At 69.2% G+C, this 25,331-nt stretch carries 23 protein-coding genes; 6 read left to right on the top strand and 17 right to left on the bottom strand.

Annotated features, from left to right (window positions below; all coding sequences use genetic code 11):
- Positions 1 to 27 precede the first annotated feature (27 nt).
- From ACQPXG_RS36230 to ACQPXG_RS36205, 6 genes are all read right to left on the bottom strand, one after another.
- A complete protein-coding gene (locus ACQPXG_RS36230) occupies positions 28 to 477 on the bottom strand; it encodes a hypothetical protein (RefSeq protein WP_433463644.1) in 450 nt (149 codons plus the stop codon).
- A 27-nt stretch (positions 478 to 504) separates the two neighbouring features.
- The gene (locus ACQPXG_RS36225; protein ID WP_433463643.1) at positions 505 to 1,656 is read right to left on the bottom strand and encodes a hypothetical protein; all 1,152 of its coding nucleotides are present in this window, start codon (positions 1,654 to 1,656) and stop codon (positions 505 to 507) included.
- Positions 1,653 to 2,741, bottom strand: coding sequence for a hypothetical protein (locus tag ACQPXG_RS36220; protein WP_433463642.1), 1,089 nt, complete (start codon positions 2,739 to 2,741; stop codon positions 1,653 to 1,655). The genes ACQPXG_RS36225 and ACQPXG_RS36220 overlap by 4 nt, the downstream gene beginning before the upstream one ends.
- Before the next feature lie 666 nt (positions 2,742 to 3,407).
- Positions 3,408 to 4,757, bottom strand: coding sequence for a phosphodiester glycosidase family protein (locus ACQPXG_RS36215; protein WP_433463641.1), 1,350 nt, complete (start codon positions 4,755 to 4,757; stop codon positions 3,408 to 3,410).
- A gap of 242 nt (positions 4,758 to 4,999) precedes the next feature.
- Entirely contained in the window at positions 5,000 to 5,200 is a 201-nt protein-coding gene (locus ACQPXG_RS36210; protein ID WP_433463640.1) for a DUF397 domain-containing protein, read from the bottom strand.
- Entirely contained in the window at positions 5,197 to 6,009 is an 813-nt protein-coding gene (locus tag ACQPXG_RS36205; RefSeq protein WP_433463639.1) for a helix-turn-helix domain-containing protein, read from the bottom strand. The genes ACQPXG_RS36210 and ACQPXG_RS36205 overlap by 4 nt, the downstream gene beginning before the upstream one ends.
- 255 nt (positions 6,010 to 6,264) lie before the next feature.
- Between ACQPXG_RS36205 and ACQPXG_RS36200 the strand changes: the two genes are divergently transcribed.
- The gene (locus ACQPXG_RS36200; protein WP_433463638.1) at positions 6,265 to 6,612 is read left to right on the top strand and encodes an ATP-binding protein; all 348 of its coding nucleotides are present in this window, start codon (positions 6,265 to 6,267) and stop codon (positions 6,610 to 6,612) included.
- Between the two features lie 160 nt (positions 6,613 to 6,772).
- Here the strand turns inward: ACQPXG_RS36200 and ACQPXG_RS36195 are convergent, their stop codons facing one another.
- Together ACQPXG_RS36195 and ACQPXG_RS36190 are read right to left on the bottom strand one after the other, a co-directional pair.
- Positions 6,773 to 7,102, bottom strand: a complete 330-nt coding sequence (locus ACQPXG_RS36195; protein ID WP_433463637.1) for a helix-turn-helix domain-containing protein — start codon at positions 7,100 to 7,102, stop codon at positions 6,773 to 6,775.
- A complete protein-coding gene (locus tag ACQPXG_RS36190) occupies positions 7,099 to 7,254 on the bottom strand; it encodes a type II toxin-antitoxin system RelE/ParE family toxin (RefSeq protein ID WP_433463636.1) in 156 nt (51 codons plus the stop codon). The genes ACQPXG_RS36195 and ACQPXG_RS36190 overlap by 4 nt, the downstream gene beginning before the upstream one ends.
- Positions 7,255 to 7,433: 179 nt before the next feature.
- On the opposite strand from ACQPXG_RS36190, the gene ACQPXG_RS36185 reads away from it, so the two are divergent.
- Positions 7,434 to 7,613, top strand: a complete 180-nt coding sequence (locus ACQPXG_RS36185; RefSeq protein WP_433463635.1) for a hypothetical protein — start codon at positions 7,434 to 7,436, stop codon at positions 7,611 to 7,613.
- Positions 7,614 to 8,185: 572 nt separating this feature from the next.
- Here the strand turns inward: ACQPXG_RS36185 and ACQPXG_RS36180 are convergent.
- The 5 genes from ACQPXG_RS36180 to ACQPXG_RS36160 all read right to left on the bottom strand — a co-directional run bounded on the left by ACQPXG_RS36180 (position 8,186) and on the right by ACQPXG_RS36160 (position 13,829).
- Positions 8,186 to 8,653: a hypothetical protein gene (locus ACQPXG_RS36180; protein ID WP_433463634.1), complete on the bottom strand. Its 468-nt coding sequence runs from the start codon at positions 8,651 to 8,653 to the stop codon at positions 8,186 to 8,188.
- A gap of 167 nt (positions 8,654 to 8,820) precedes the next feature.
- Positions 8,821 to 9,354, bottom strand: a complete 534-nt coding sequence (locus ACQPXG_RS36175; RefSeq protein WP_433463633.1) for a hypothetical protein — start codon at positions 9,352 to 9,354, stop codon at positions 8,821 to 8,823.
- Positions 9,354 to 9,599, bottom strand: a complete 246-nt coding sequence (locus ACQPXG_RS36170) for a hypothetical protein (RefSeq protein WP_433463632.1) — start codon at positions 9,597 to 9,599, stop codon at positions 9,354 to 9,356. Before ACQPXG_RS36170 ends, ACQPXG_RS36175 begins: the two co-directional genes overlap by 1 nt.
- Positions 9,600 to 9,794: 195 nt before the next feature.
- Complete coding sequence (locus ACQPXG_RS36165; protein WP_433463631.1) at positions 9,795 to 9,998, bottom strand: type II toxin-antitoxin system RelE/ParE family toxin; 204 nt, start codon at positions 9,996 to 9,998, stop codon at positions 9,795 to 9,797.
- Between the two features lie 687 nt (positions 9,999 to 10,685).
- Complete coding sequence (locus ACQPXG_RS36160; protein ID WP_433463630.1) at positions 10,686 to 13,829, bottom strand: AfsR/SARP family transcriptional regulator; 3,144 nt, start codon at positions 13,827 to 13,829, stop codon at positions 10,686 to 10,688.
- Positions 13,830 to 14,069: 240 nt separating this feature from the next.
- Here ACQPXG_RS36160 and ACQPXG_RS36155 point away from each other — a divergent pair, with 240 nt between their 5' ends.
- Genes ACQPXG_RS36155 through ACQPXG_RS36145 form a run of 3 tightly spaced genes read left to right on the top strand, consistent with a single transcriptional unit; the run spans position 14,070 to position 16,919 of the window.
- Positions 14,070 to 15,191, top strand: coding sequence for a hypothetical protein (locus tag ACQPXG_RS36155; protein WP_433463629.1), 1,122 nt, complete (start codon positions 14,070 to 14,072; stop codon positions 15,189 to 15,191).
- A gap of 1 nt (position 15,192) precedes the next feature.
- Positions 15,193 to 16,428, top strand: coding sequence for a hypothetical protein (locus tag ACQPXG_RS36150; protein WP_433463628.1), 1,236 nt, complete (start codon positions 15,193 to 15,195; stop codon positions 16,426 to 16,428).
- Complete coding sequence (locus tag ACQPXG_RS36145) at positions 16,428 to 16,919, top strand: hypothetical protein (protein ID WP_433463627.1); 492 nt, start codon at positions 16,428 to 16,430, stop codon at positions 16,917 to 16,919. Before ACQPXG_RS36150 ends, ACQPXG_RS36145 begins: the two co-directional genes overlap by 1 nt.
- Here ACQPXG_RS36145 and ACQPXG_RS36140 read toward each other — a convergent pair.
- On the bottom strand, positions 16,864 to 18,984 hold the full coding sequence (locus tag ACQPXG_RS36140) for an ATP-binding protein (protein WP_433463626.1): 2,121 nt from the start codon (positions 18,982 to 18,984) through the stop codon (positions 16,864 to 16,866). The two genes, ACQPXG_RS36145 and ACQPXG_RS36140, sit on opposite strands and share 56 nt — an antisense overlap.
- A 190-nt stretch (positions 18,985 to 19,174) precedes the next feature.
- Between ACQPXG_RS36140 and ACQPXG_RS36135 the strand changes: the two genes are divergently transcribed.
- Positions 19,175 to 19,540 (top strand): hypothetical protein, encoded by a 366-nt coding sequence (locus ACQPXG_RS36135; protein ID WP_433463625.1) that lies wholly within the window; start codon positions 19,175 to 19,177, stop codon positions 19,538 to 19,540.
- Positions 19,541 to 19,547: 7 nt separating this feature from the next.
- Here ACQPXG_RS36135 and ACQPXG_RS36130 read toward each other — a convergent pair whose 3' ends face one another.
- The 3 genes from ACQPXG_RS36130 to ACQPXG_RS36120 all read right to left on the bottom strand — a co-directional run bounded on the left by ACQPXG_RS36130 (position 19,548) and on the right by ACQPXG_RS36120 (position 25,187).
- Positions 19,548 to 20,501 carry a DUF5954 family protein gene (locus tag ACQPXG_RS36130; protein ID WP_433463624.1) on the bottom strand — a complete coding sequence of 318 codons (954 nt, stop codon included), beginning with the start codon at positions 20,499 to 20,501 and terminating at the stop codon, positions 19,548 to 19,550.
- 181 nt (positions 20,502 to 20,682) lie between these two features.
- Positions 20,683 to 22,053: an endo-1,4-beta-xylanase gene (locus ACQPXG_RS36125; RefSeq protein ID WP_433463623.1), complete on the bottom strand. Its 1,371-nt coding sequence runs from the start codon at positions 22,051 to 22,053 to the stop codon at positions 20,683 to 20,685.
- Positions 22,050 to 25,187, bottom strand: coding sequence for a glycosyl hydrolase 115 family protein (locus ACQPXG_RS36120; protein WP_433463622.1), 3,138 nt, complete (start codon positions 25,185 to 25,187; stop codon positions 22,050 to 22,052). Before ACQPXG_RS36120 ends, ACQPXG_RS36125 begins: the two co-directional genes overlap by 4 nt.
- Positions 25,188 to 25,331: the final 144 nt, after the last annotated feature.

Here is a 25,331-nt window from a genome sequence, read left to right as displayed (position 1 = left end):
GGGCTCCCGTGGTGTCGATCGTGGCCGTCAGGCGTCCAGGAGGAAGTTCTGCAGGGGCTGCCCGTCCTGCAGATGGCACTCGTAGGCGAAGATCCATAGCTCCGCCTTGCGGATGACCTTGAGCATCGAGTGGGCGGCCGACCACCGCGTGGGCTGGTAGGTGCAGATCTTCGGCCAGCCGGGCCGGTCGGACTTCCACACGTGCATGGCGTGGCTGGTCCCGTACGACTCGATGGTCCTGGTCCCGGTCCGGTCCATGAGCGGGCTCGGGGACACGATGTAGGTGCTCGGGCACTCGTCCGGATACCCGGGAGGCACGTCGATCCGCACGCCGTAGACGCGGTCGGTGTTGCTCGTCCAGTACCCGGAGACATAGGTCTTGCCGAGCGTGTCGTAGAAGCTGAACGACGGGCAGTACTCACGCAGGCCCGCGCGTTCGTGGGCGAGCCGCATCTGCTGGTAGCCGTCCCAGGCCAAGGTGTTCTCCTCTTCCCCGTCTTCCGCTCAGTACAGGCGCTCGAGCTGCCGGATCCCCCAGTAGAGCGGTTCTCCCAGCTCGAACGTCAGGCGTCCGCCCTGGCCGGGCGGCCAGTCCAGGTAGCTGCGGCGGTCTTCGACCCTGCATTGCGTGGCGACGGCCCGGTCGCCGTCCCAGCCGGCACGGATCATGAGCCTCGCGTGCCCGCCCTTGAGCGAGACGATGACGAAGAGCTCGTCCCGCCCGCCCGGTTGCAGCTCCACCTCGAACTTGCCGCCCAGCCGCCGCGTCACCGGCTCGACGTGATTCACGATGTACTCGGTGAGGTCGGGGATCGGCCGCAGCGTCGGGTGCGCCGGGCCGGCCCCGTCCTGCTCGGCCGGTCCGTCCTGCTTGCCCGCCCCCTCCGGTTCGCTCGCCTTGTCCTGCTCGTCCGGCGTCTTCTCCTCCGGCGGCGGCGTGTCCTCCGGACGGTCGTCCGCCACCTCGTCGAAGTCCTCGGCGGGCGCGTCGCCGGCATGCTGGCCGGGCAGGAACCGCCGCCAGCCGGAGAGACCGGGGGAAGAGGGCGTCCCCCGGGACGCCGCCAGCCGGTAGGCGTTCTCCGGAAGCCGTTCGGGGGGACGGAGCGCCTCGCGGAGAAGCGGCTCCACCTTGACGTCGCCGAGCGCCCGGCGGAGCGGGCTCATCCCGGGCAGCACCTGGATGACGGTCTCGGCGCGGGTCAGCTGCCGTGCGTCCAGGTACCAGAAGGGGGTGAGTTGGACGGCCGTGCTCTTTCGATCCCCCCGCGTGCCGACGAAGTTCGCGAGGATCTCGGTGTACTGGGGGCGGTGGTGCCGCTCGGCGTACCGGCGGGTGCGCTCCCGGTCGCCGCTGCTCGGCTCCATCAGGCCGATCCAGTGGTGGGAGTGCCACATGCCGATGAACTGGACGCCGAACCGGCCCCAGGCGAGTTCCTCCAGCGGTCGCGTCACTTCCGGATCGAGGCTCATCGACGTCGCGGTCTTGTGGACGTCGCCCGCGGGCCGGGTGGCGAGGAACACCGTCGGCCCGCCGCCGTGGCTGAACAGGCCGAAGAGGTTCCCGCCGGTCTCCAGCTCCTGATGGCCGAGCGTCTCATGGGTGATCAGGTCGAGTTCGGACTCGAAGACTCGGACGATGTAGTGCTCGCTCACCGGAGCGCCTCCACGATTTCGGCCAGGGTGTGCTCTGGCGACCAGACCGACGGGTCGAGTGCGACGTGTTCGCGGGCCCCGGCATCGACGTAGAAGACCTCGGGCGGGCTCGCGGGGAAGTCCGGGTCGAGGACGAAGGAGACGGCGAGGTCGTCGCGCGACGCGATGAGCGCCACCTGGTCCGGTCCGTACTCCACGGTCTCGATCGGCTGGAATCCCAGGTTCAGCAGTGCCAGCGCCTCCGTCTCGACACGGTGGCCGAACACCGAGCCGGTGTCGGTGACGCGGTCGATGAGCGCCCTCCGGCGCGGAGCGGAGGACGGCAGCGCGGGGATCGTCCCGAGCCTCAGATCGCGGACGCCCTGCAGGCTCCAGTACGCCTCCACGCAGCTGACCACGAAGGAGGCGACGAGCGCCGCGATCACCAGTTCGTCCGGGTGGTCGAGTTCGCTCAGGTTGACGTGCGGCCAGACGGGCAGGGAGCCGCCCGCCCTGGTCGTGGTCCCGCCGCCCCGGCTGAAACTGGCGATCCGGACGGGGAACCCGGCCGGGCCGTCCGCCGCGGGGAAGACCGATCCGAGGTAGGCGAACGCGTTGAGCCGGTCGCCGTCGGCCTCGAAGTACACCAGGATCGCCGGACGGCCGGAGAACTCCAGCGCGCTGATCTCGGCCGCACCGACCGATCCCTCGATGGCCCGGCTGACCCCGCCGTCGCTCACGAACCCGCCGGTGTGCAGCGCGGCGTACCGGACGAAGTCGTTCACGTCGTGCAGCGCGTCGTGCACCAGCCCCGGAATCCTCAGCCGGACGGTGTCGCTCGCGCGGACCGGCGGGGAGACGAGCACCGCCGGCCGGTGGTCGTCTCCGGCGAGGTCCCGCAGCCGCCCGATCTCGCCCAGCGGATAGCGCGCGGTCTGGTACCGGTAGCGTTCCAGTAACTCCCGGCGCCTGTGCTCCTCTTCCAGATAGGCCAGCTGCGCGGCATTCCTGCGGCGGTCGGCGATCTCGCTGAGCCGCGCCTCTTCCCGCTGCCGGCGCAGCACTCCCCGCGTCCGGAGCTCTTCGGTGAGCGCTTCCGGAATCATGCTTATCAGACCGGTGATCAGAGATCCGCCGATCAGCGTCCAGAACTCCACCCGCCGCAGCCCCCTGTGTTCCGCCCCCCGGACCTTCGCCGTAATCGCTATTAATAGCACTCGCCCGGGAGCCCTATCCTTTCGCTGAGGCCACATTTCCGGCAGGTTCGCGAGCTCGTCCAACGCCTCGGCATACCTGCCACCAGAAGGGGTAAGCGCGCCTTTCCGCAGGTTATGAGGGTTGCTGTGCGCTGGTCAGGGCGTCGTCACCCGATGATCGCATGGTCCGGGCTGATGGCCAGATCAGGCCGCACCGCCGATCACTTTTCGAAAAGCAGGTTCGCTGATTCCACTGAATGGCCCGATAGCGATCTCCGTCCCGCCGGGACGTACTGCCGGGTAAATGCGGGACATTGTCCCTGAAAGGCCGGGACACATGTCCCGAATGGCTTCCGGGTTTTCACCGGTCCTGGTGACCTCGCGCCCGCGGCGAGCGAGGAGAACCCGCTCGGCCTGCATCAGCAGCAGAAGGTGGGCCTTGGCCGGGTCCGGCCCTGCCTCGACCGCCGGCCCCGCCGACCGCAGGACGCCGTGCGGGCTGCCGCAACGGACGATGACCGGCTTGATGCCCTTTGGCCCAGGCTGGTCGGCGATACTTGTCGTGGTCGGCCGGGTTCAGGCGGGCCTTCCGGCGCCCGAACGACGAAGTGGCCGAACTGCCCTCTGGTGATTGCCCGGAGCACCCGCTCTGAACACGCCGAGGCCGTTGGCCACCGCGCGTTCCGTCCCGCCCGAGGGAGTGTTGCGGACGGTCGCCGATGTCTCGCCGGAGCCGCGCGTCACCAATGCCGAGGAGCCGCCGCCGTCGAGGTTCACCCCGTCGTCGGCGCCGACCTTGCCGAGGAGTGACGCCACTTCGGCGACGGTGAGGCCGCCGCTCTGCAGCGACCGGCCGTCCGCGACGACGAGGAACAGGTGCCGCCCGTCGCGGCTGACGCCGGCGGCGGTGCGCGGCGCCGGGCCTTTGGGGCTCAGGCCGGACAGCGGCTCGCGGTTCCGCAGGATCGGGAACCCGCCCACGGCGAACCGGAACCGGACCGGGCCGGTGAAACGGTAGGAGACGCGCACCCGGTGACCGGGCCGGAGCCGGCGCAGCGCGTCGGCCCCCTTCTCCCGTCCGACCAGCACGGTCGTCCCCTGCGGGATCACGCCCGCGCCTACCGCGTTCGACACCGTCGTGACCTTGCCCTGCCGGATGGTCACTTCAGCGGTGTTCGCGCTGCACGGGGCGTTGCGCACCTCGTCCGTCCCGCACACCGCACGCTGCCGCGAGACGTCGCCCCAGCGCGCGTCGAACGCGCCGACGCCACCGACCGGCAGCGCGTACTGGTTGAGCCCGCGGAGGGCGAGGGACGTCCGCCCGGACCGGACGGTCCCGGACATGTGCAGCCGTGCGACGTGCCCGCGCCGGTCGGTCCCGAGACCGATGACGTCCTCTGCGGACGTGCCGGGCGGCAACGCCGGTCCGAACCGCTGCCCGTCCGGCACCGCTCCCTTGAGCGGACGTCCGCCGTCGACCTCGGGACCGGACGACGACCCGGTCGGCACCACCCCGGGATGCGTCTCGCTGATGTTGAAGAAGTCACCGTTCACCCCGGCCACCGCGTTCTGCGTGTCCGCCATGTCCGACACCGTCCGACGCGCGGCGACCACCGGAGGATGCAGCAGGCCGACCGAGACCTTCGGGTGGCGCAGGTCGACGTCCAGCAGGTCGCCCCGCACCCGGCCGCCGATTCCGGACGTCTCGAACGCTCGGAAGATCACACCGGGCGCCGTCCGCTCCACCGAGGTGAACCGCACCTCTCCGACCCCGGCGGAGGACGGCAGGGCACGCGACCGCGCGTCCGGCCGCTCGCCCGACCCGGCCCCGTCCACCCCCGGCGGCGGCGCCGTCTCCGCGAGGGCAGGCACGGCCCAGGCCGCCGCCATTCCGATCGTGATCAACCCGGCCACGAGCCCGCGCATCGACGCCCCTCTCAGCGGAAACCGGCCCGATGATCATGACGCGCCCCCGGTGAAACCCTCACCGCCTGGACGTCAACGCTCGCGCAAGACCGCGTAATGAGTCGCAGAACGGAAGAAGAGGCCGCCTGAGCGACCTCTCCAGAACCTCAGCCGGGCCGACGGCCCTGCCTACAGATGCCCCGGACATGCCAGCGGCCCCGCCAAAAGGCGAGGCCGTTGCGCTACTCGTAGGGGGTTGGTTGTTACAGGTGCAGCTCTCCCCGCTTCGCAGCGGTGATGAGCTGGGCAAAGCTCTCCGAGGAGAGCGTGAGGTGTCCGGCGTCGGGGGCCTTGCTGTCCCTGATTCCACACCCCTCGGTGAGGGCGGCAACTTCGACGCAGTCTTGGCCTCCGCCAGCACCCGAACCGCTTCGGCTCGACTTGCGCCATACGGGTGGGTTCACGTCATGGCCTCCATCAGCTCACGCAGGAGACTCCGGGTCGAGTCTCGGGCCAGGGCATCGTCCCCTATGAGGTTCCACCGTATCCGGTAGTCCCTGATCTTCGCTGGGTCGGAGACGAGCCGCCCGCCGTGAACAGCGGGCGACCAACCGTGTTCCGTCTGGCCGATCCTCAAGATCGTAAAGGAGCCGTCAACCCCGGGATGCGCGGCCGTGGCCTTCGGGAGAGCCCTCACGACGACCCCCTTGCGCTGGCTCAAGTCCAGCAAGTGGCCAAGCTGTGCGCGCATAACGTCGGGGCCGCCCACCGGGTCTTCAAGGGCAGATTGCCGCACGAACAGCCGTAAGTCGGGGACTTCGCGGGCGTTCAGGATCTGCTGCCGTGCCATGCGGGCAGCAAGGGTGCCCTCAACGTCGTCAACAATCTGCGCGCCCTCGATGAGCGCCCGCGCGTAGTCCTCGGTTTGGAAGAGGGCATGTATGACGAGCGCCGAGTAGGCGCTGATCGCGTCGGCCCGCTCCTCGTACTGCGTGTACTGGTCGAACCAGTTCGGATCGTGGGCGGACTCTGCTAGCCGACGAAGTCGGGCGAAATGCCCTTTAGTCTTCCAGACCCGGTCAAGAGTTTCGGCGTGTGTCTGCGGTAGTTTCGCGCTGGCCGATTCCCAGTTGGCAACCCGAGAATTATCGACGCCGCAGAAACGGCCCACTTCGGCCTGCGAAAGATTCTCTCGGATGCGCCATACCCGCAGGTCAACAGCCAGCCAATGCCAGGGGTTGTTGTCCGGGTCGAGGGTGTCCGCCCTTGCCATTCAAGATCTCCTAGATTGTGATCTTCAAACGCAATGGGACAACCATACTCGCTGAGGTCAGTCTGTGGGCAGAAAACGCAGACCGTGAGAGGCCAACAGATGTCCGCGACACCCACAATGGACATAGACCCGCAAAATATATTCAGCGAGACTTTCCGGGGCCGCCCCGAGACCGTCTGTCTCACACGCGAACTTGTGCGCGGTGCGCTCGCCTCCTGGGGGCTTGGTGCCTTTGAGGGGGACGCCTGTCAGATCATGTCCGAACTCGCGTCCAACGTGGCCCGGCTCTGCGAGGGCAGGAGCATCCGCGCATGGGTCAGCCGAATCGACCAAGGTGTCGAGATGTGCGTGTGGGACGACCACCCCGGCCGGCCCGTGATCCAGCAGCCCCACCCGTACGGCACGTCCGGGCGTGGCCTGATCCTCGTCCAGGCGTTCGCGTCCGGCGGCTGCGGATGGTTCGAACTGGGCGAAGGCAAAGCCGTCTGGGCGCGGATCGCGATCGACTACGGCTACATGCTGGGCGCCGCTCGCAGGGCGGGCTGCCCGATCGTCAGGCCCCTGCGTCACGTGGACCGGCCGCACATCCCGCTGCACTCATGAACTGCCCCCGCCCTGCGGAGCAGATCCCCACCGGTTCCGCCAGCCTGGTGGGTTCCCCTCAACGCCCGCAGGGCGGGCGGCCGCTGTGCCGCCACTCCGTCTACCAAGGTCAGACGGTGTCCGACACGCACCCATGGCGCCGTCGTTGCCGTCCTTGCTTTCAGGCGACCTTGATCGAGTGGGGGCCGACGCTGACGGTGCTGTCCACGTGTCCGCCGAGCGCGGCGGCGTAGGCGCGGAGCGTCTCCAGTTCCATGGCTTCGATGTCGCCGTTCTCGATCTGAGATACGCGGGACTGGGAGACTCCGAGGATCTGGGCGACCTCGGCTTGCGTCTTGCCGATGGCTTTGCGGAGTTCCTTGAGGTGGTGGCCGGCGACGGAGGCGTCAAGTTCGGCGCGTGCCTGGGCCTGGCGCTCGGGGTCCGCCAGTTCGGGGTTGCGGCGGTGTGCTTCGGCCTTGATGTCCTGCCACCGGCGTCCGGTGCTCATCGCCCGGCCTCCTTGTCCTTCGCGGCCCGGTACTCGGCATAGCGGGCTTCGGCCAGTGGGATCGCCTCGTCGTACCAACGTGACCACTGTCCAGCCTTGTCTCCGGCCACCAGAAAGATCGCGACGCGGTCCGGATCGAAGATGAACAGCATGCGGGTCTCCAAGCGGCCGTCCCAGCGTCGGCCCGACCTCGGCCAGCCTGTCGATGGCCTGCTCGATCAGGAGCCGATGGCTCATACCGGTGGGACGGTCGTCCGCTTCTTGACGACGCACGTTGCCGTCGACAACAGCGCCCCCGGGCCGCGTGGCTCCAGGGGCATTTTGCTCAACAATGTCTTCAGCGGATAGCGACGGGCGGCACCTGTACCTGCTCGTGCCGGATGGCCGATTGCTGTGGAGCGTTGGCAAGACTGCGGCCGAGCTGGCGTCGCTCCTGGACAAGGCCGAGGTCGGCGACGCGTGGGACCTGCACGGCGACGGTGGCCGACGGCACGCTCCACTTCGTCGATGAGGCGGACCACACAGATCACGGTGCGCCACCAGCCGCTGCCGGACAACGCTGAACTCAGCAACGACGTGGAGCCAGAAGCCGTTCGTGATCGAGCCTTCCCCAGGAGTCCCGCCTGGGGCCAGAACTCGCGCGAACATGGGGTCATTTCTCATGCTTGGAACCAGGTGCCCAACATGCGCCCGTGGTGGCGGTTGGTCGGCTCCGTTGCCGTCAGGGTTGCCGTCAGTGGTCGGTGTCTTTGGGATGGCGGGGGGATGCGTAAACGATCCAGACTGTGCGGTCATCGTTGATCACGTAGCGGACGCGTCCGCCGCTTGTGACCTCGTACTCCCATTGTTCGAGGTCTCGACCGTTGTGCCGGTGCGTTGCGAGATCTCCGCGGAGCCGGTGCTGGCGCTCGTGGTTGGCGCGGCAACGCGGCTCGGCGCGTAGGGCCTCCAGGCATCGGCGGGTGTTCGACAGAGCGAGACGGCAGAGCTCTTCCCAGCCGCGTACCGCCTCGCTGGTGCCGAACCTGACATCCCATTCGTCGTCTGGCGGTGGGACGGTGACCCTATCCCCTCGTTTGGGGCTCAAGGCGTTACCTCAACTGGGCCGAAGTCGCCAGACGTCGGCCGAAGTGCTTCCTCATGCTCGGTAGGGTCTGCCTTGATCCGTGCTGTGGCGCGCCAGCCGGTGATGACCTCTTGAGCATTGGTGTCGAGAGCGAGTTCGGCGGCGTCGGACAAGGCGTCGACCAACTCAACGGTGAAGGCGCGAACCTCCTCAGTGCTCAGGTGGCGTATCCAGGGGAACACGTCCGGCATGGCGAGGAGCAGTGCCCGGGCGCTCGGATCGTGTTTCATGAGCGCCAGAAAGATCCGCGAGGCGGTGGTCAGGCTCTCATCGCGCTGCTCTTCCCGGTCGGCAGCCGTGAGGTAGAAGTCGGGAGCATCGCGGTGGGTGACACGCAGCCGGCCAAGACGCGCGGCGCGCTCGGCCACGGACTTGGGGTTACGGGACAGGTCGGAGAAGGTCACTGCGTCCGCGGTGGTGCTCATGCCGCCATTATACTCAGATCGTGTTCTGAAGTTAGAGTCTCGGGTTCGCTCTGGCGCAGGCCCTGGGCCCTTGGTCTCGTCGAGCACAGGGCGACCGACCCGGCACCGGCACAGCAGAACTGGGCTGCGGTCATGGACCCGGGCGAGCCCGCATTACTAAGGACCGCTTACGCCCCTACCAGCTTCGCAAGGGCTTCTCGCTTGCCGGAAGGAGCGTCACGTAGTACCTGCCGAGCACGCAGAAGTGCATCCACGTCAGCGGTGGCAGCGGCGACCTCCGCGGCAACCGAGTCGATCTTCCCTAGTCCAGCATCGGCAAGCCAGCGAGACGCCTGAGCCCAGGAGTACAGCTTGACGCGACTGCCGCGATGAATGACCGGAGCGGGAAAACCTCCAGGCCCGCGTTCACCGGTCGTCCAGTGTCCGACCGCTGCGGCAGACCTGCCGGTCTTCTCAGCGATGTCGTCGATGGTCACCAGGTCCTCCATGACGCCGGTCACCGCCAGTCCACTGCGCTCGCTGTCGTCGATGGCCGACAGGATCGCCCCGATCGCGTTGGGCGCCTCGCGCGAGAACAGGATCGTGCCACTCTGCTCGTCGCCGGAGAGTTGACCGTCACCGCAACGTGAGTACAGCCGCTCTGCGGCCTGCTCAAGGTCGCTGACCGGGCCGACCTCAAGTTCGAACCAGTAGGTGCTCATCAATCTTCCCCTTCATGCAGTGCGGCCACCTTGGCGTCGTGCTGGCGCATCCGCCTCCGAATCTTCTGTGCCTCGTGTTCGTCAACGTCGGGAGTTCCGTTGATCGAGAAGGGAGGGGCGCGGCAGCCGGGGCCGCCAGGGCAGGAGGCCCTCGCATAGGTGTGAGCCCGTCCGCTGGTGTAGGTGATCTTCCACCCGGCTTCCTCTAACTCTTTGATGGCCGCCCGCGTATGCTTGCCTGGCATGTAGTGATAGTACTACGCATGTAGGGCAAGGCTAACACTCGGCTTCGATGGCATCCAACGCCGTTAATCTCACCGAGCTGCACGGCCCAGGCGATCGCAGCAGTGCGCACCGACCGAGGTCGGCCCAGGGCCGCCAGCAGGCATCGTGTCGCACGAGCGCCAGTCGGATGGCCTCGTCGTACCAGCGCGTGACCACTACCCGGCCTTGTCTCCGGCAGCCAGGAAGATCGCGGCGCGGTCCGGGTCGAAGACGAACAGCATGTGAGTCTCCGATCGGCCTCGGCTGCCGGGTCGCAGTTCCTTGAGGTTGCGTAGCTCGCTGTGTTCCAGGGTGTCGACGAGCGGCCGTCCCAGCGTCGGCCCGACCTCGGCCAGCCTGTCGATGACCTGCTCGATCAAGGCCGATGGGTCATATCGGTGGGACGGTCGTCCGCTTCTTGACGACGCACGTTGCCGTCGACAACAGCGCCCCGGGCCGCGTGGCTCCAGGGGGTCTCCTACCGCTGCACCGTCGGTGCGGTTCCGGTTCGCCCCGTTCACGTCAACGGAAGGAGCCGGGTGGGGCTGCTCCCTCCGTCCCACCCGGCGCCTCTGCGAGTAGTGGGCCGGGTCGGCCTCCCCGCAACTCCACCCGGCCCTCCAACCAGACATCTCAGACCTTGGTGTGGCCTATCAGGTCATATGCACCTGAGAACTCTGAGTCTGGGACGGCGACGCCGTCGTGGTGTTCGCGCTTTCGGGCACGGTCGCCGATGCGGTGCCCGAGGCCCATATGGCCAGTGCACCGACCACCACTACGAGATATCTCGTCATTGAGACCTCATTCATGTGCGGTGAAATCACCAGAGTTGTCCGGATTTCTGGTGAGGGAGCTTACCAAGCCCGAAGGGTCCGTGTAGTGACTTTCGCGACTCTCGTAGCCGACAGACCGAGATGCCGCTTTGTGTGAGGCTATCAGGGTAGTCCTGCCTTCTGAAGAAGGCTCACGTTTCGCCGTTCTGTCCGGACCGCGTCCAGATGGTTCCTGGCCTTCGTGGGGCATACGCGCGGTGTGCGTTGCGAGTTGGAATGGGCTTCTAATGCGCGTCAGGTACCGGCGGCATGATCCAGCGACCGGAGGCGGGCTCGGAGATGCCGCGCTTCCGGGAGGTTCAGCCTGGTGAACAGGTGGAGGGCCTGTTGCCAGGGGTCGCGGGCGGCTTCGGCGCCCTGGACGTGCAGGAGAGCCGTGCCCAGGCTTTCCAGGGCCTTGGCCGTTTCGTCGGGGACGCCTATATCGGTGGATAAGGCATAAGCTTTCTGGAGATGGTCCACGGCGGCGGGATAACGGCCGGAGGCGGTGAGGGTTTCACCCAGGTGGCGGAGGGCGAGTGTTTCCTCATAACGCTCACTGATAGCGCGTGAAATGGCCAGGGCGCGCTCGTGGTGGATGATCGCCTCGCCGTAGCGTCCGGCGTTGTGGAATGTTGCGCCGATACCGATGAGGGTCTCGACCTGGTTTCGCCGGTCGCCCAATTCCAGCGCTATCGCGAGCGCCGCACGGTAATTGGCCAGCGCCGTTTCGTGGGCTCCGGTGCGGCGGTGGACGCCGGCCATGTTGATGAGCGCGATGGCCTCGTGCTGGCGGCTCAGCTCGGCGGCGTCGGCGGTCTGTGCGTAGTACTCCGCGGCGCGGTCGACGTCGCCCATGCGGATCATCAGGTCGCCCATGTTGTTGAGCGCCATCATTCGGCGGTGCGTGTCGTCGATCTCGGTGAAGATCGTGAGGGCTTCGAGGCGGAGCCGTTCGGCCTCGGGGTAGTCTCCGGTGAATTCCAGGAAGATCGCGGCGTGGTCGAGGCTTTCGGCCTCCCCGTGCCGGTCGCCGAGTGAGCGGTGGATTTCCAGCGCCTCCTGGCAGCGGGCCAATGCCTCGGGGAAACGGGACTGGTGCCAATGGATGAGGCTTATGTGGCCGAGAACATCGGCTTCTCTGTGCCGGGCACCGGTCGAACGGTGGATTGTCAGCGCCTTTTCCGCATTTTCCATTGCGGTGTCGTAGTCGCCGACGCGGAAGCGGATGTGGCTCAGGTCGGCCAGGGCGCGGGCGGTGCCCGGGTCGTCGTCCAGGCCCTGGAGTGCTTCGACCGCCCGTGCGTGCAGGCGTGCGGCGGCGTCCCAGTGGCCGCGCGACTCCAGGTGCCCGGCGAGCACGCGGGCGAAGCGGGCGACATGCGCCGGTGAGCCGATGCGGTGGGCCTCGGCGGCTGCGTTCAGGAGGCAGGCGTGCTCGGTGGCGAACCACTCGGCCGCCTCCGCCTCGTCCGCCAGGGGTGGCAGGCCCGGTGGCCGGGCACCGTCCGGGCGGTGCGGGGACAGCAGGCGGTTCGCGCGGTCGGCCGCCGCGAGGTGGAAGTCGAGGATCCGGAGGACGGTCCGGCGCCGCTCCTCGTCGGAGTCGGTCTCACGGGCCACGCGGCGGGCGTAGTCCTGGACAAGGTCGTGGAAGCGGTAGCGTCCGCGGGCGGGCTCGGTGATCAGGTGACGGTCGAGCAGTTCCTCCAGGATCCGCTCGGCCTCCCGCACCGGGCATGCCAGCGCCGCCGCGGCCGCGTGCGCCGTCAGGTCGGGGCCGGGGTGGAGCCCGAACGCGCGGAACGCGTCCCGCAGCGGGGGCGGGAGCGCGCGGTAGGAGTCCTCGAACACGGTAGTGATCTCGCGGTCCTCGTCGCGGAGTTCGTCCAGCCGCCGGTCGTCCGGGGTCAGCCGGGCCAGCAGGTCGCCGGTGACCCAGGCGCGGCGGTGGCGCAGCCGGCTCGCCGCCATGCTCAGCGCGAGCGGCAGGCGTCCGCACAGTTCCGCGACTTCGGCGACGTCGGTGCCCGGCTCCGCACGCCCGGTCCCCGCGATGGCGGTGAACAGGGCCATCGCATCCTGAACGGGCAGAATCTCCAGCGGCAGCGCCCAGGCGTCGTGCAGCCCGGTGAGCCGGCGCCGGCTCGTCACGATCACCAGGCACCCCGCGGACCCGGGCAGCAGCGGCTCGACCTGGTCGCGTCCGGCGGCGTCGTCCAGCACGATGATCGCGCGGCTGCCCGCCAGCTCGGACCGCCAGAGCGCGGCGCGCTCGTCCAGCGCGGCCGGAACCCGCGTCGCCGGGACGCCGATCATCCGGAGCAGAGTGTCGAGCGCGTCCGCAGGGGCGACCGGCTTCTGCCGGGCGTCGTGCGCGTGCAGCGAGAGGAACATCTGGCCGTCCGGGAAGTGCGCGGCCAGCCGGTGCGCGAGACGGACGGCGAGCATCGATTTGCCGACCCCCGCCATGCCGTCCAAGGCGATTACGGTAACGGCGGATCCGCCCGGCGAGCCGCCGGCGGTCGGATTCCGCGCGATCGGCACCATCTCCATCAGCTGTCGCAGCTCCGCGTCACGCCCGACGAACACTCGTGCGTCGTGCGGCAGCGTGTGCGGGCGCCGGTCGACGCTCAGCTGGGTACCGGGCACCCGCAGCAGTTCCGGGTCCCCCCGAAGGATCTGCTGCTGGAGCTGCCGCAGTCCGGGACCCGGGTCGGTCCCCGACTCCGCCACGAGGAGGTCGTGGGTGCGCCGGTAGGCCTCCAGGGCCTCGGCCGGCCGCCCGCAACGGTAGAGGGCGAGCATCAGCCGCTCCACCGGCCACTGGTGCTGAGGGTGGCGTTCTGTGAGGTCGTAGAGTTCGCGGACGAGGTCGGTGTGGTTTCCGCGTTGCAGTTCCAGGTCGATACGGAGAAACGCGGCGGCCAGCAATTCCTGTTCGAGATTGTGTCGGGTGCGGTCGGCCCATCCTCCGGTCAGGTCGGCGAGCGGTTCGGCCCGCCACAGCTCCGCCGCCCTGCGATGGTGGTCGAGGGCGTACTCGTCGTCGCCGCTCTCGGCGATCGCGCGGGCCTGGTCGCGCAGCCGCCGGAATCGGTGCAGGTCGATCGATTGGTCGTCGACATCGATCAGATAGGACCCCTGCCGGGACACCAGCGTGGCGCCCTCCACCCCGTCGAGCCGGTGCCGCAGCCGCGTCATGTAGGAATAGAGACTCTGCCGCGCCTTGGCCGGGGGTGCGTCGTCCCACACCCGGCGGATGAGGGTCTCGGCGGGCACCGGCTGCCGCGGACTGAGCAGCAGCACGGCCAGGACGCATCGTTCCTTGGTCGAGCCGAGGTCGCGACGCCGGCCGTCAATCCACAGCTCAACGGGCCCTATGACGCGGAACTCCACCGGTTCCCCTTTGTGGAAATCTCCTCCTGAGCCGATTTTGGCATCGTGCGTACCGAATGGCCAGAGTGGAGACGTGTTTCACCCGGCCGCCCCCTGATCTCACTTCTCACAAAGTCAGGACGATTGCAAGTTTTCGTCAAGCTCCCCGATCGACACTCGATTCCGGAGGGCAGGTCCATTCGACCTGCGACGGAGGAACGGATGTCCGCATCCAAGGTCAAAGGGGGTTCGTTGACAAGGATGACCGGCTTCGAATGGCGTCGGGCCCTGACCGGGTTCGACCCTGGCTGGTGGGAGCGCCTGGGGGACCGGCGCACCTTGCTGGTGGTGGTGGGCTCGCCCGTACCGGGGCAGCCCGCACTGGACGCGGCGCGGCTCGCGGGAACCGACCCGCGGCTTCGCGTGCTCTTCACGGCGGCCCCTGGGCCGTCCTCGGACGCCGTGGAGGTGATGCTCAAAGACGCGGGCGCAGCACCGCTGCCCTGGTCTGAACTTGAGGACGGTGACGTCGGCCTGGTCGTCACCGCTTCCCGGGTCCCGGCGCGCCTTCCGAACGCGCCGCTCATCGTCCTGCCGGGAGCGATCCCGGAGGACGTCGCGCACCGGCGTGCACGGACCGTGCTCACCTACGCCCACCGCCTGGACCGTCCCCCCGATACCGAGGACGACCATGGGACGGTGGTCGGTGACTCCGACCACGATCGGCTGGTGGCGAGCCTGCCGCTGCGCGACTTCTACCGGCGCGCCCTGGGCGTGGACGGGCGGCGCGGGCTCGTCGTGGTGTCCATGCCCCCGGCCGCTGCGTGCATCCGCTGCCGGTCACTGGACGTCGTGGGCCGGCTGCTCGCCGACCTGCCATCCGATCGCTACCTCGTCCTCGGTCTCCCGGAACCGGGCGGATGCCCGGGCGGGCCTGGACTCGCCGTCCATCTGCGGGACGGCCTGAGCCTCATGCCGCCGGAGGCGGACTGGCGTGCCGCACTCGTCGCCGCCGACTGGATCGTCGGGCCCCCGGGAGCGGTCACCCGCTACGGGACGATCACCGGTGTACCGGTGCTCGTCACCGGCCCGGCGCCGGGTGACGCGCTGCGCCTCCTCGCCGTCCGGCTCGCGGCGCATCGTCCCGTCCGGCCGCAGCTGACGGAGGCCGCGGCGCGATGGCGGCCGGAGCGGGTCCGGCCGGTGCTCGGCCGGATCACGTCCGAGCCCGGACGGTTCGACCGCAACATGCGCAGCCTGATGTACGGGCTGCTGCGGCTGCCGCAGCCCGCCACGATCCCCGTGGCGGACCCGGTGTCGCCGCCCTTCCGCATCGGCTCCCGGAACGGGGAGCCGCTCGGCTTCGTCCCCCAGGGAGGCTGAGATGGACTTCTCGGCGGACGCGTGGGTGCCGGGCCCGTTCGGCCTGGACGCCCTGAAGGGTTCGACGGTGCAGGCGGGTCGGGCGGTCCTCGCCGTCGCGCACCATGTGACGGCGGCGACCCGGCTCGCCGACGTCATGCCGCTACTGGAGACCGACCGGCGGGTCGCGGTCGCGTATACGGCCGCGCCGGCGTCGGCCAACACCGGCGGCCTGGACGCGCATCTGCGGGGCCTCGGCGGGCTGGTGCTGCCCTGGCGTCAAGCGATCAGCACCAGATGGGATCTCGTTGTGGCGGCGGGTCACGGGATGCTGGAGAAGCTTCACGGGCCGGTCATGACCGTGTCGCACGGCATCGGTCCGGGCAAGCTCCACCCTCGCAACGTCGGCTCCGGACCGCCCGCCGCGCGTCCGGTCAGCGACCTGATCAGGGAGCGGCTGGTCGTCGGGGGACGGGTCGTGCCGTCGTCGATCGTCCTGGCACACGACCGGCATCTGGAGATGCTCGAACGGGAGTGCCCCGAGGCGCGCCCGGTGGCGTTCGCCGGCGGTGACCCCTGCCTGGACCGGCTGGTGGCGAGCCTGCCGTACCGGAGGGAGTACCGCCGGGCGCTCGGCGTGCCGCCCGGCCGAAGGCTCGTGTTCGTCAGCTCCACCTGGAACGAGGACTCCCTGTTCGGCCGCCACCCCGATCTGCTGCTGCGCGTCGCGGCCCGGCTCCCGCGCGACGAATATCAGGTCGTCGCCGCCCTGCACCCGAATGTGTGGTCCTTCTACGGGAGACGCCAGATCATGGCATGGCACGCGGACTGCCTGCGGCTCGGCGTCCGGCTGTTCCCGCCGGAGGAGGGGTGGCGGGCGGGCCTGGTCGCCGCCGACGTGCTCGTCGGCGATCATGGGTCCGTCACCTGCTATGGGGCCGCGATCGGGGTTCCGGTGCTGCTCGGCACCTTCCCGGAGGACGCCGTGGCGCCCGGGACCCATGTCGCCGGGCTCGGTGCTTTCGCGCCGCGTGTCGACTGGGAGCGGCCGCTGGCCCCGCAGTTGGAGGAGGCGGCGCACGCCTTCTCTGGACGGATCCATGCCGCGATGCGGGGTGCCATCAGTTCCCGGCCGGGTGAGGCGGCCCGCCTCATCCGCGGGGAAATGTACCGGCTGCTGCGGCTGCCCGACCGGGACCGCCCGCCGGACGTCGAGCCCGTCCCGCTTCCGGTCCCCGGCCTCCCGCGGGCGGCGTGATGGTCACGCTGGTGAAGGTCTGGGACGACCTGCCGGGCACGGAGCGCGTGCTCATCGGCGGGCGGACGCTGACGCTGCGGCGCTCACCCGCCGATGCCGCTTCGCCGCCCTGCGACGAGCACCTCGTGGCCGGGCCCGGTGAGACGTCCAGGGCCTGGCTGGCCTGCGCGGACGTCATCGTCGGCCGGGCCGAGGACCCGGCGCGGCTCCTCGGGGCCTACCCGGGGTGCCTCGTCGTGGTGGCGGTCACCCGGCGGGGCTGCCTGGTGGCCGCCGGCGATCTGGAGGCGCGGCTCGACCCGGTCCTCGGCGGGACGTGCACGGCCGGCGATGCCGCCATGGCCGCGTCCGCCCTGCACACCTGGCTCGTGACGGGCGGGCCGCCCGGCGCGCTCACCCGGCTCACCCTTGTTCGCGGCAACACGATCACGATGGTCAGGATGCGGGATCGCCGGGTGGCACGGCCGGGAACTCGGAGAGTCGCTCTCTGACCGGCGACGCCTGGGGAGAACCCAACTCCGTATAGATGGCCAGCGCCTGTTCCAGAAACAGGCGCTCGGCCGCCGGATCGCCCTGGTGCGCGGCGACCCGGGCGAGCTCGTGCAGTGCGCCGGCCGCTACGTGCGGCGCGTCCATTTCCCGAGCGATGTCGCGGGCCTCGTGGAGGGCGGCGGCGGCCTCGTCCGGGTGGCCGGCCCGCAGCCGGGCCTGGCCGAGGCACGTGAGCGTCCGCGCGACGTGGTACGGCTCGTCCAGTCGCCGGAAGATCTCCAGGGCGCCGGTCAGTGTCACCTCGGCCTCGGCGTGCCGGTCCACCGCGCTGAGCGCCTCGCCGATGTGCCGGTCCATCAGCGCGATCCCGCGCGGACGTCCCTGGTCGACGTGCACGTCCCGCGCCTGGGCGAACAACTCGACCGCGCGGGACGGGGCGCCGGTGGCGAGCGCCACGACGCCGAGTCCTTCGAGCGCCGACCCCTCGCCGAGCCGGTGACCGGACTGACGCTCCAGGGTGAGGGCTGACTCGTACAGGCCGTTCGCCGTGCGGAAGTCCTGCAGGTTGAGGTGAGCGATCCCGAGCCCTTCGAGCATCCGCGCCTCGGCTTTGAGGTCGCCGCAGGATGCGGCGGCGGCGGCCCCCAGCTCGTACATCCGGATCCAGGACGGGTAGTGCTTGCGCTGCAGGAACAGCGGCCACATCGCCTCTGCGAGCTGCCAGGCCATGGCGTGCAGCCCGGTCTCGTGGGCTTTCTGCGCGACCGCTGCCAGGTTCGGCCGCTCCTGTTCGAGCCATTCCAGTGCCGCGGCACGGGACGTGAACAGCTCGTCCGGCGGGTCCGCGTACCGGTCGCCGAGGTGCCATCGGCCCGGCATCAGGGTGAGGTCGGCGGCCACGGCGGCCGTCAGGCACCAGTCGGCGAGCCGGGCGAACGCCGCCTCGCGGTCCGAGATGTTGCCGAAGGACGCGTCCCGCGCGTGCAGGCGCACCAAGTCATGGAAGCCGTACCGGTCGCCGGGGCCTTCCAGCAGCAGGTTGGCGTCGGCCAGGCCGTGCAGCAGGTCCGCGGCGCGGTCCTCGCCCGTCCCGATGAGGGCGGCGGCTGCGGCGACGCCGAAATCGGACCCCGGATGGACGCCGAGCAGCCGGTAGGCCGCGGCGTGCTCCTCGTCGAGCGCCTGGTAGGAGGTGTTGAAGACGGCGCTCACCGAGATGTCGCCCTCGCCCGTGCGCAGCGCGGCGAGCCGCCGCGCCTCGTCGCCGAGCTCCGCCACCGCGCGGGCGATCGGCCAGCGCCGCCGTGCCGCGAGGCGGGCACCGGACGCGCAGACCGCCAGCGGCAGCGTCCCGCACAGCGTCACCAGCGACCGGGCGTGGTCGCTCTCCGCATCGATCCGGTCCGCGCCGATCAGGTGTCCCAGCAGTTCGAGCGCTCCCGGTACTCCGAGCGGATCGACGTCCAGGAAGCGCGCCCCGTTCACGACCAGGCCGGTGAGGCGGTGCCGTGAGGTGACCACGACCAGGGATGGCCCGGCCCCGGGCAGCAGCGGACGGACCTGCGCCGCCGAGACGGCGTTGTCGAGCATGAGGATCAGGCGGCGTCCGGTGGTCATGGATCTGAACAGCGCGGACTGCTCGTCGACGCCGGGCGGGACGCCCTCCGGGGACGCGCCGAGGGCCCGCAGGAAGCGTTCCAGCGGCTCGTCGGGCGGGAGCGGCTCCGTCCCGGAGAAGCCGCGCAGGTCGACGAACAGCTGGCCCTCGTATCCGTCCTTGATCCGGTGCAGCCAGTGCAGCGCCAGCGTCGTCTTCCCGACGCCGCCGGGACCGGTGATGACCACGAGCCCGGCGTTCTCAGCCAGCGCCTCCAGTTCCTCCAGCTCGTTGAGCCGGTTGGCGAACAAGCCGGGCAGCGGCAGTTGTGCGGGGGCGGGAAGGGGCGTCGCGCCGGGCGCGGTGATGTGCACCCCTCCGGTGATGGATCCGGCCTGGACGCTGGAACCCGCTATCCTCCCCGTCAGTTCGTTGGTCCACCGGTCCCGTTCGTCGGGAGACTGCACGATCGATCCATCCCATTGGTTCGGTGGCGTGTTGATCGCCCGTTTTACGGTAAACCTACCTGGGCGCCCGGTTCTCTCAATAACAACCGACATTTATTTGCAATTTTGGTCTTGCCAATTATCAAGGGTAGTCAGAATGGCGTTTGGCTTCGCTGTCAGGGCGTGATGAACTGTGACGGTGACAGATCCGATGACAGTCGCCATCGCCACCGCCATGGCGGGGAAGGCCGTGGAAGTCGCGGGGGAACCCGTCCGGGCCGCCGTGGCCGAGCTGTCGCGGCGGGTCCGTGAGCGCTTCCGGGGCCGTCCGTCGGCCGAGGAGGCCCTGGTGCGAGCGGCCGGTGACCCGGCGCCCGACAGGATCGCCACCCTCGCCTCCGCCATCGAGTACCTCATGGCCGAGGACACCGAGTTCGGGGCGGAGGCGCGGAACCTCTGGAACCAGGCCCAGACCAACGCCGCCGCGACGAACGACGGCGTGGTCAACGTCCTCAACGGTCAGGCGGGGAAGATGATTCAGCTCCGGGACGTGCACGGGGATCTGAACATCGGGTGAGGCGGGGTCAGGCGCCGGTGGGGAGGCCGTAGCGTTCCTGGTCGGAGGGGCGGGGAGACTCGGGGCCGTCGCGGCCCAGGCGGAGCATGCGGCAGACGCGGACGGTCCGGAACTCGCGGCCGCGGACGCTGAAGGAGTGGCCCGGCGTCGCCCTGATGCCGTCGGCGATCGCGGCCCATTCGGCGAGTTCGGCGGCGGACGCGGGGTCGCCCTGGAAGTCGCGGAACCGGGGGAGCAGGTCGGTGAAGTGGCGGGCCAGCCGGTCGCGGGTCTCCTCCGGGTCGTCTCCGCCGGTGAGGGGGCCCCAGGCGTCGTCCTCGATCTCCAGCGCGAGGAAGGTGGGCGGGAGCAGCACCACCCCGGGGTGGGTGCGGATCGCGTGCCGCGCCTCGGTCCGGATGATGTCCGGGACGGTGCCGGGCACCGGCATCCGGCCGACGAGGTTCAGCCGGAGTTGCGCCTCCCACTGGCCGCACGGCGCCGCCGGGTCGAGGGGGTGGTCGCGCAGCAGCCCGTCGGGACCGAGGTCGGCGTCGGTGGAGCGGGGCGGCTCCATCACGCGGTCACCGATCAGGATGAACTTCTCGATGCGGATGATCCGGTATCGGCGGTCGCCGGTCTCCCACTCGTCCTTGGCGAGTTGCTCGCCGTCCTCGGGGTCGAGCCGGGCGGCCGCCGCCAGCATGGCCCGGGCGGTCGCGGGGTCGGTCTCCTCCGCCGCCGTCCGCAGATCGATGGCGAGGCTGTAGCGGGCCGAGGAGGGGTCGTCCGCGCCGAGGGATCCGATTCGCCATTCGTTTCCGAACTGCACCGCGTGACCGAAATCCGGGGAGCCGGCGGGGAAGATCTTCGGATATCGCTGAATCCGCTCGCCGAGTTCCCGGTCGCGTACGGCCGCGACCGGATCGAGGCGGGCCGCCACATTGATGTGGTCGAACCCGCGCATCAACGGGAAGTTCATGCCCGCATCCTGGCCGGGCGGCCCGGGTCCGCGCATGGTTTTCCGTGGAGTCGACGGCCCGGAAAAAACCGGCTTGCCAGGAATTGAGGCGATTATTCGACCGGGTTTTCGGTCCGCTTCATTCGTCCGGCACGGCGGCCTGGGAGCTGCCGCCGTGCCAGACGTCCGGGGTGGAGCGAGGTCAGGGACTGCCACAGGTGACGGAAGGGGCGGTCGCGTTCCCGCCCGGCGCGTTCACCGTGAAACCGAACGACGCGGACGCGCCCGCGGCCAGCCTGGCGTTCCAGCTCACCGGCTTGACCGTGACGACGCTGCCGTTCGTGCTCGGCGTGCCGTTCCAGAGTGCGGTGATCTGCTGGCCGGAGCCCATGGTCATGACGGCCGTCCAGGAGCCGACCGCGCTGCTGCCGGCGGTGACGGTGACCTGGCCGTTGAAGCCGTTGCTCCACTGCGCGGTGCGCGTGTAGGCGCAGGTGACGGCACCGGGATCGCCTGGGTCGCCAGGATCTCCGGGGTCCCCTCCGCCGAGGGCTTCCAAGGCCGCGGTGTACGCGGGCTTCTTGTTGTAGTTGTCGTCGAACAGCAGCGCCGCGCCCTCACCCGGGAAGGTATCGGGGACCCACGAGTACTTGTCGGTGATGCCCCACACGGTCATGACCGTGCAGCGCGACACGGCCAGGCACGCGGAGACGACCTTGCGGTAGTCGTTCGCCTGGGTGGCGAGCTTCGAACCGTCCGCCGGAGTGTTCATGCGGATGTCGAGTTCGGTGATGTGGACGTCCACGCCCAGGTTCGCCAACCGCTGCATGTTGGCCTGCATGTCCGACGGGACGTTCCCCAGGATCAGGTGCGCTTGGAGGCCGACGCAGTCGATCGGGACGCCGCGGCGCTTGAAGTCCTGGACCATGGTGTAGACGGCATTGCTCTTCGCGTTCTGGCCGTCGATGTTGTAGTCGTTGTAGCAGAGCTTGGCGGTGGGGTCGGCGGCACGGGCCGCCCTGAACGCCTCCTCGATGTAGCCGTCGCCGATGACGCGCTGGAAGACCGAGTCGCGCCGCGCGCCCGACCCGTCCTGGAACGCCTCGTTCACCACGTCCCAGTAGGCGATCTTGCCGGCGAAGTGCCCCGCCTCGTTCGAGATGTGGTTCCGCATGACGCTCAGGAGCTCGTCCCGCGAGGAGATGCCGCCGACCCAGCCCGGCAACTGGCTGTGCCAGACGAGCGTGTGCCCGCGGATCTTCATGCCCTGCGCCTGCGCATGGCTCACGAGCTGGTCGGCGGCGCCGTAGTTGAACGAGTTCCGGGACGGTTCGGTCGTGTCCCACTTCATCTCGTTCTCGGGTGTGAGCTGGTTGAACTCACGGTCGAGCGTCGAGGCGTACGCCGACTCGCCCATGTGGCCCTGGGCGGCGGCGGCGCCGAACACCCGGCCCTTCGCCGCGGCGGCCTCCTTCAGCGTGCCGGGCGCCGCCGACGCCGGCGGCGCGACGGCCACCAGCATCGCCAGGAGCAGTGCACCCGCTCCGAGCACCGCGGTGAGTACCCTTCTCATGGTCTCGTTCCTCCTTGCAGAGTGGGGGTCGAGCGAAACCCGGCCCGCCGGCTTTCCGGGGGCCCGAGATAAGAGGTCCTGAGTCCGCCTGTGTCGACCACGATCTTCTGCACGACGACGGTCGGGTCGACCATCCAGAACTTCAGGGTGTGCGTCCCTGATTTCGTGACCGTATGCGTGGTCATCGTGCGTTTCACGTTGTCGGACGTGTTCCGCTCCCATTGCTTGTTCATGGTGGTGTCGTTCGCGCCGGTCGCCGTGGTGGCGTTCACGACCTGCGGCTGTTCGCCATCGATCGAAACGGCGTACCTGAGGCCCTCGGTCGACAGGACGCTGTTCCTCGGTGAGAGGTAGGCCCAGACCTTTACCGGGCCGGTGGTCGTCAGCGTCATGTCGTATTCGAGCCGCGGGGCCGTACCGGGCTCCTGGCTGGACGCGGTGACGGGGGACGGTTCCATTCCGGCGTCCGTCCGGCCGATTCCCGGGATGCGATTCCATTGGGCCTGGGCGGTGCCGGTCGCGCGGGTGTAATGGTCGGCGTTCATGGAGACATAGCCGCCGGCCTCCACGAACCCGTGCGCGTTGGAGGATGCCGGATTCTTCACGACGGCCTGGACGGTCACGGTGCGGCCGTTCGGCCCGGTTACCTCGATGGGAACGCGGCTCGTGCCCTTGGGTGCGCGTGACCAGTCGATCGACACGGTGGCCCGTATCTGCTTGTCGACGCGACCGTGGGCGCGGTTGACCTTCACCCAGGGCTGGGCCGGTGAGATGCGGTAGGTGAAAGGATCGGAACCGCGGTTGAACACCTCGATGTACTGCGCGGGCGCACTCTGGTAGGGGCTGAACTCCGGCAGGACGGCCTCGGATTTCGCCTCGGGCCACCATTCGTCCGAGCCGTCGATGGCCACGCCCATGTCGGAGCCGTCCGGGACGTCGATGCGCCTGAGCTTGGGGAAGATCTCGTCCGGCAGGGCCTCGTTATTGAGTTCGGGCTGCTGCCAGGGCGCGTTCGGCCCGTAGCGTTCGACGTCGCCGTAACCGATGTGCGGCTGGGTCTGGAACCCGTCCCATTTCCCGCCGGCGAGCCGGGTGTTGTAGTGGTTCGACATCGCCTGGTCGTCGGCGAACCGCGCCTCGGCGAGGTCGGCGTAGTCGTTGGTGGCGGCCCGTCCTTGCTTCGCGTAGAGGATGTTGGTGAACTCGGCGTCACGCAGTTCGTACAGATTCGCGGTCGCCTTCACCTGGTAGTAGACGAGCTGGTAGTAGGCGTTCCGGTACGCCGCCGGAAGCCGCCTGCCTATACGTTCGGCGTCGGCGGCCAATTGCTTCCATCGCGCGGTGACGCCGTCCATCTCCCGGTACTGGTTCAGGTAGAACGGCGTCTGCTGGTCGTCGTACACGACCGCGCTGGAGTCCGTCGGCAGGTCCTTGGCGGGATCGACGGTGATGCGCCGGTTCAGCAACTCCGGCTTGCGGAGCGCCTGGAGGTTCCCGTAGCCGTCGAGCACATCGGCGATCTCGGTCGCGTGCTCGGGGCCGAAGCTCTGCGCGGCGTACCGCCGCTCCCATTCCTTCAGCCTGCTCAGCGGCCAGCGGCCGGGATTCCACGCGTAGTCGAGGAAGAACTGGAGCGGCAGCTCGTTGTTCTTCATGTCACCGACGTTCGCGACCCACAGATTGCGGATGCCGTACTGGTAGGACTGGTTCAGCTGCTCCCAGGTGCTGCCGAGCTGCGCGGTGTCGACCCACTTGTAGTTGCGGCCGCCGCCCACGTAGTCGAAGTGGTAGTAGAGCCCGTAGCCGCCGGTCCGCGCTGGCAGGTTCCGGCCGGGCATCTTGCGCATGTTCCCCCAGTTGTCGTCGGTGAAGACGACCGTCACATCGTCGGGAACACGCAGACCCCGGTCCCAGTACCGCTGCACCTCCTTGTAAAGGGTCCACACCTGCGGAGTGGCGGACGGGTCCTTGCCGGTGGCGTCGCCCAGGATCCGCCGCTCATTGGCGATGATGTTCTGCATTAGCTCGATGCCATCGCCGTCCGGCAGGCTCGTGTCGCCGTTTCCGCGCATTCCGAGGGTGACGACGCCTTCGAAGTCCTCGCGGACCATCCGCTCGATGCCGTCTTTCCAGTACTTCTCGATGGCCTCGGCGTTGCGGCGGTAACTCCACTCGCCCGTCCCGCCGTACGGATCGTGGCCGGGCTCGGCGTGCCGGTTCCACTCCTCGATGCCCCGCATCATCGGTGCCTCATGGGACGTGCCCATGACCACGCCGTACCGTTTCGCCGTCGCGTGGTTCTGCGGATCGTCCTCGGCGAACGCCCGGCCCCACACCGCCGGCCACAGGTAGTTGGCCTTCAGGCGCAGCATCGTCTCGAAGACCCTGGCGTAGAACCCGGCGTTGAAGCCTCCTGGATGTCCCGCGGCCTTTCCGGGCCCGAACTGCTTCGGCGCCCACCGGCCGAGCGCCGGGTTCTCGTCATTGATGAAGAAGCCCCGGTATTTCACCGCCGGAGTGCCCTGCGTGTGCCGTCCGGGCTTCACGTAGACCGCGCCCCGGTGCCGGGACGGGACGTCGTCCCACCAGTACCAGGGGGAGACGCCGATGTTCTTCGAGACGTCGTAGGCGCCGTAGACGGTGCCGCGCTGATCACTGCCGGCGATCACGAACGCGCGGCGGACGCCCGGCATCGGGTGGTCCACCACCTGTTCGAGCGTCGTCTCCCACTTGCCCGCGATGCCCTGCACATCCAGCTTGCCGGACTTGACGAGGCTGTCGATGAGCGGGCTCGCGCCGATCGTGCCGACGATGACGAGGTCCTGTCCGGACGGCGCCCTGTCCCGCGCGACGGCCGGCCTGACGCCGGTCACGCGCTCGATGTCGGACTGGAGATCGCCGACGACGCGGACGACCCCGGCGTGGTCGGCCGCGCTGACCACCAGTGGAGCGGCCTTCCCCTTCTCGACCAGCGGGAAGTACCCGCGCCCGTCTCGGAACGAGATGTAGGACGCGGGGTCCTGGCCCTGTCCCGGCCGGGCGGGCGCCCGCGCGGCGGCGGGCGCGGCGGTGAAGGCGACGACGGTGGGGACCAGGGTCAGGAGAACTTTCCACATCCGCGGGGATCCGCCCATCGGCTGTCTCCTCTGCAGGGAGGCGGTCTTCGAAATATTTCGCTAGCTTTTCGATGGCCGACAGGAAAGTATCCTCATGGATCCCCTTCGTCAACTACTTGCACGGGCTTTCAGTGGTCAGGATGGAGATAGTCGATCGGTCAA

Source organism: Spirillospora sp. CA-128828 (assembly GCF_050945415.1).
Classification (GTDB): domain Bacteria; phylum Actinomycetota; class Actinomycetes; order Streptosporangiales; family Streptosporangiaceae; genus Spirillospora.
The sequence above is the reverse complement of the archived record's forward strand: the minus strand, read 5'-3'. Positions and strand labels throughout refer to the sequence as shown.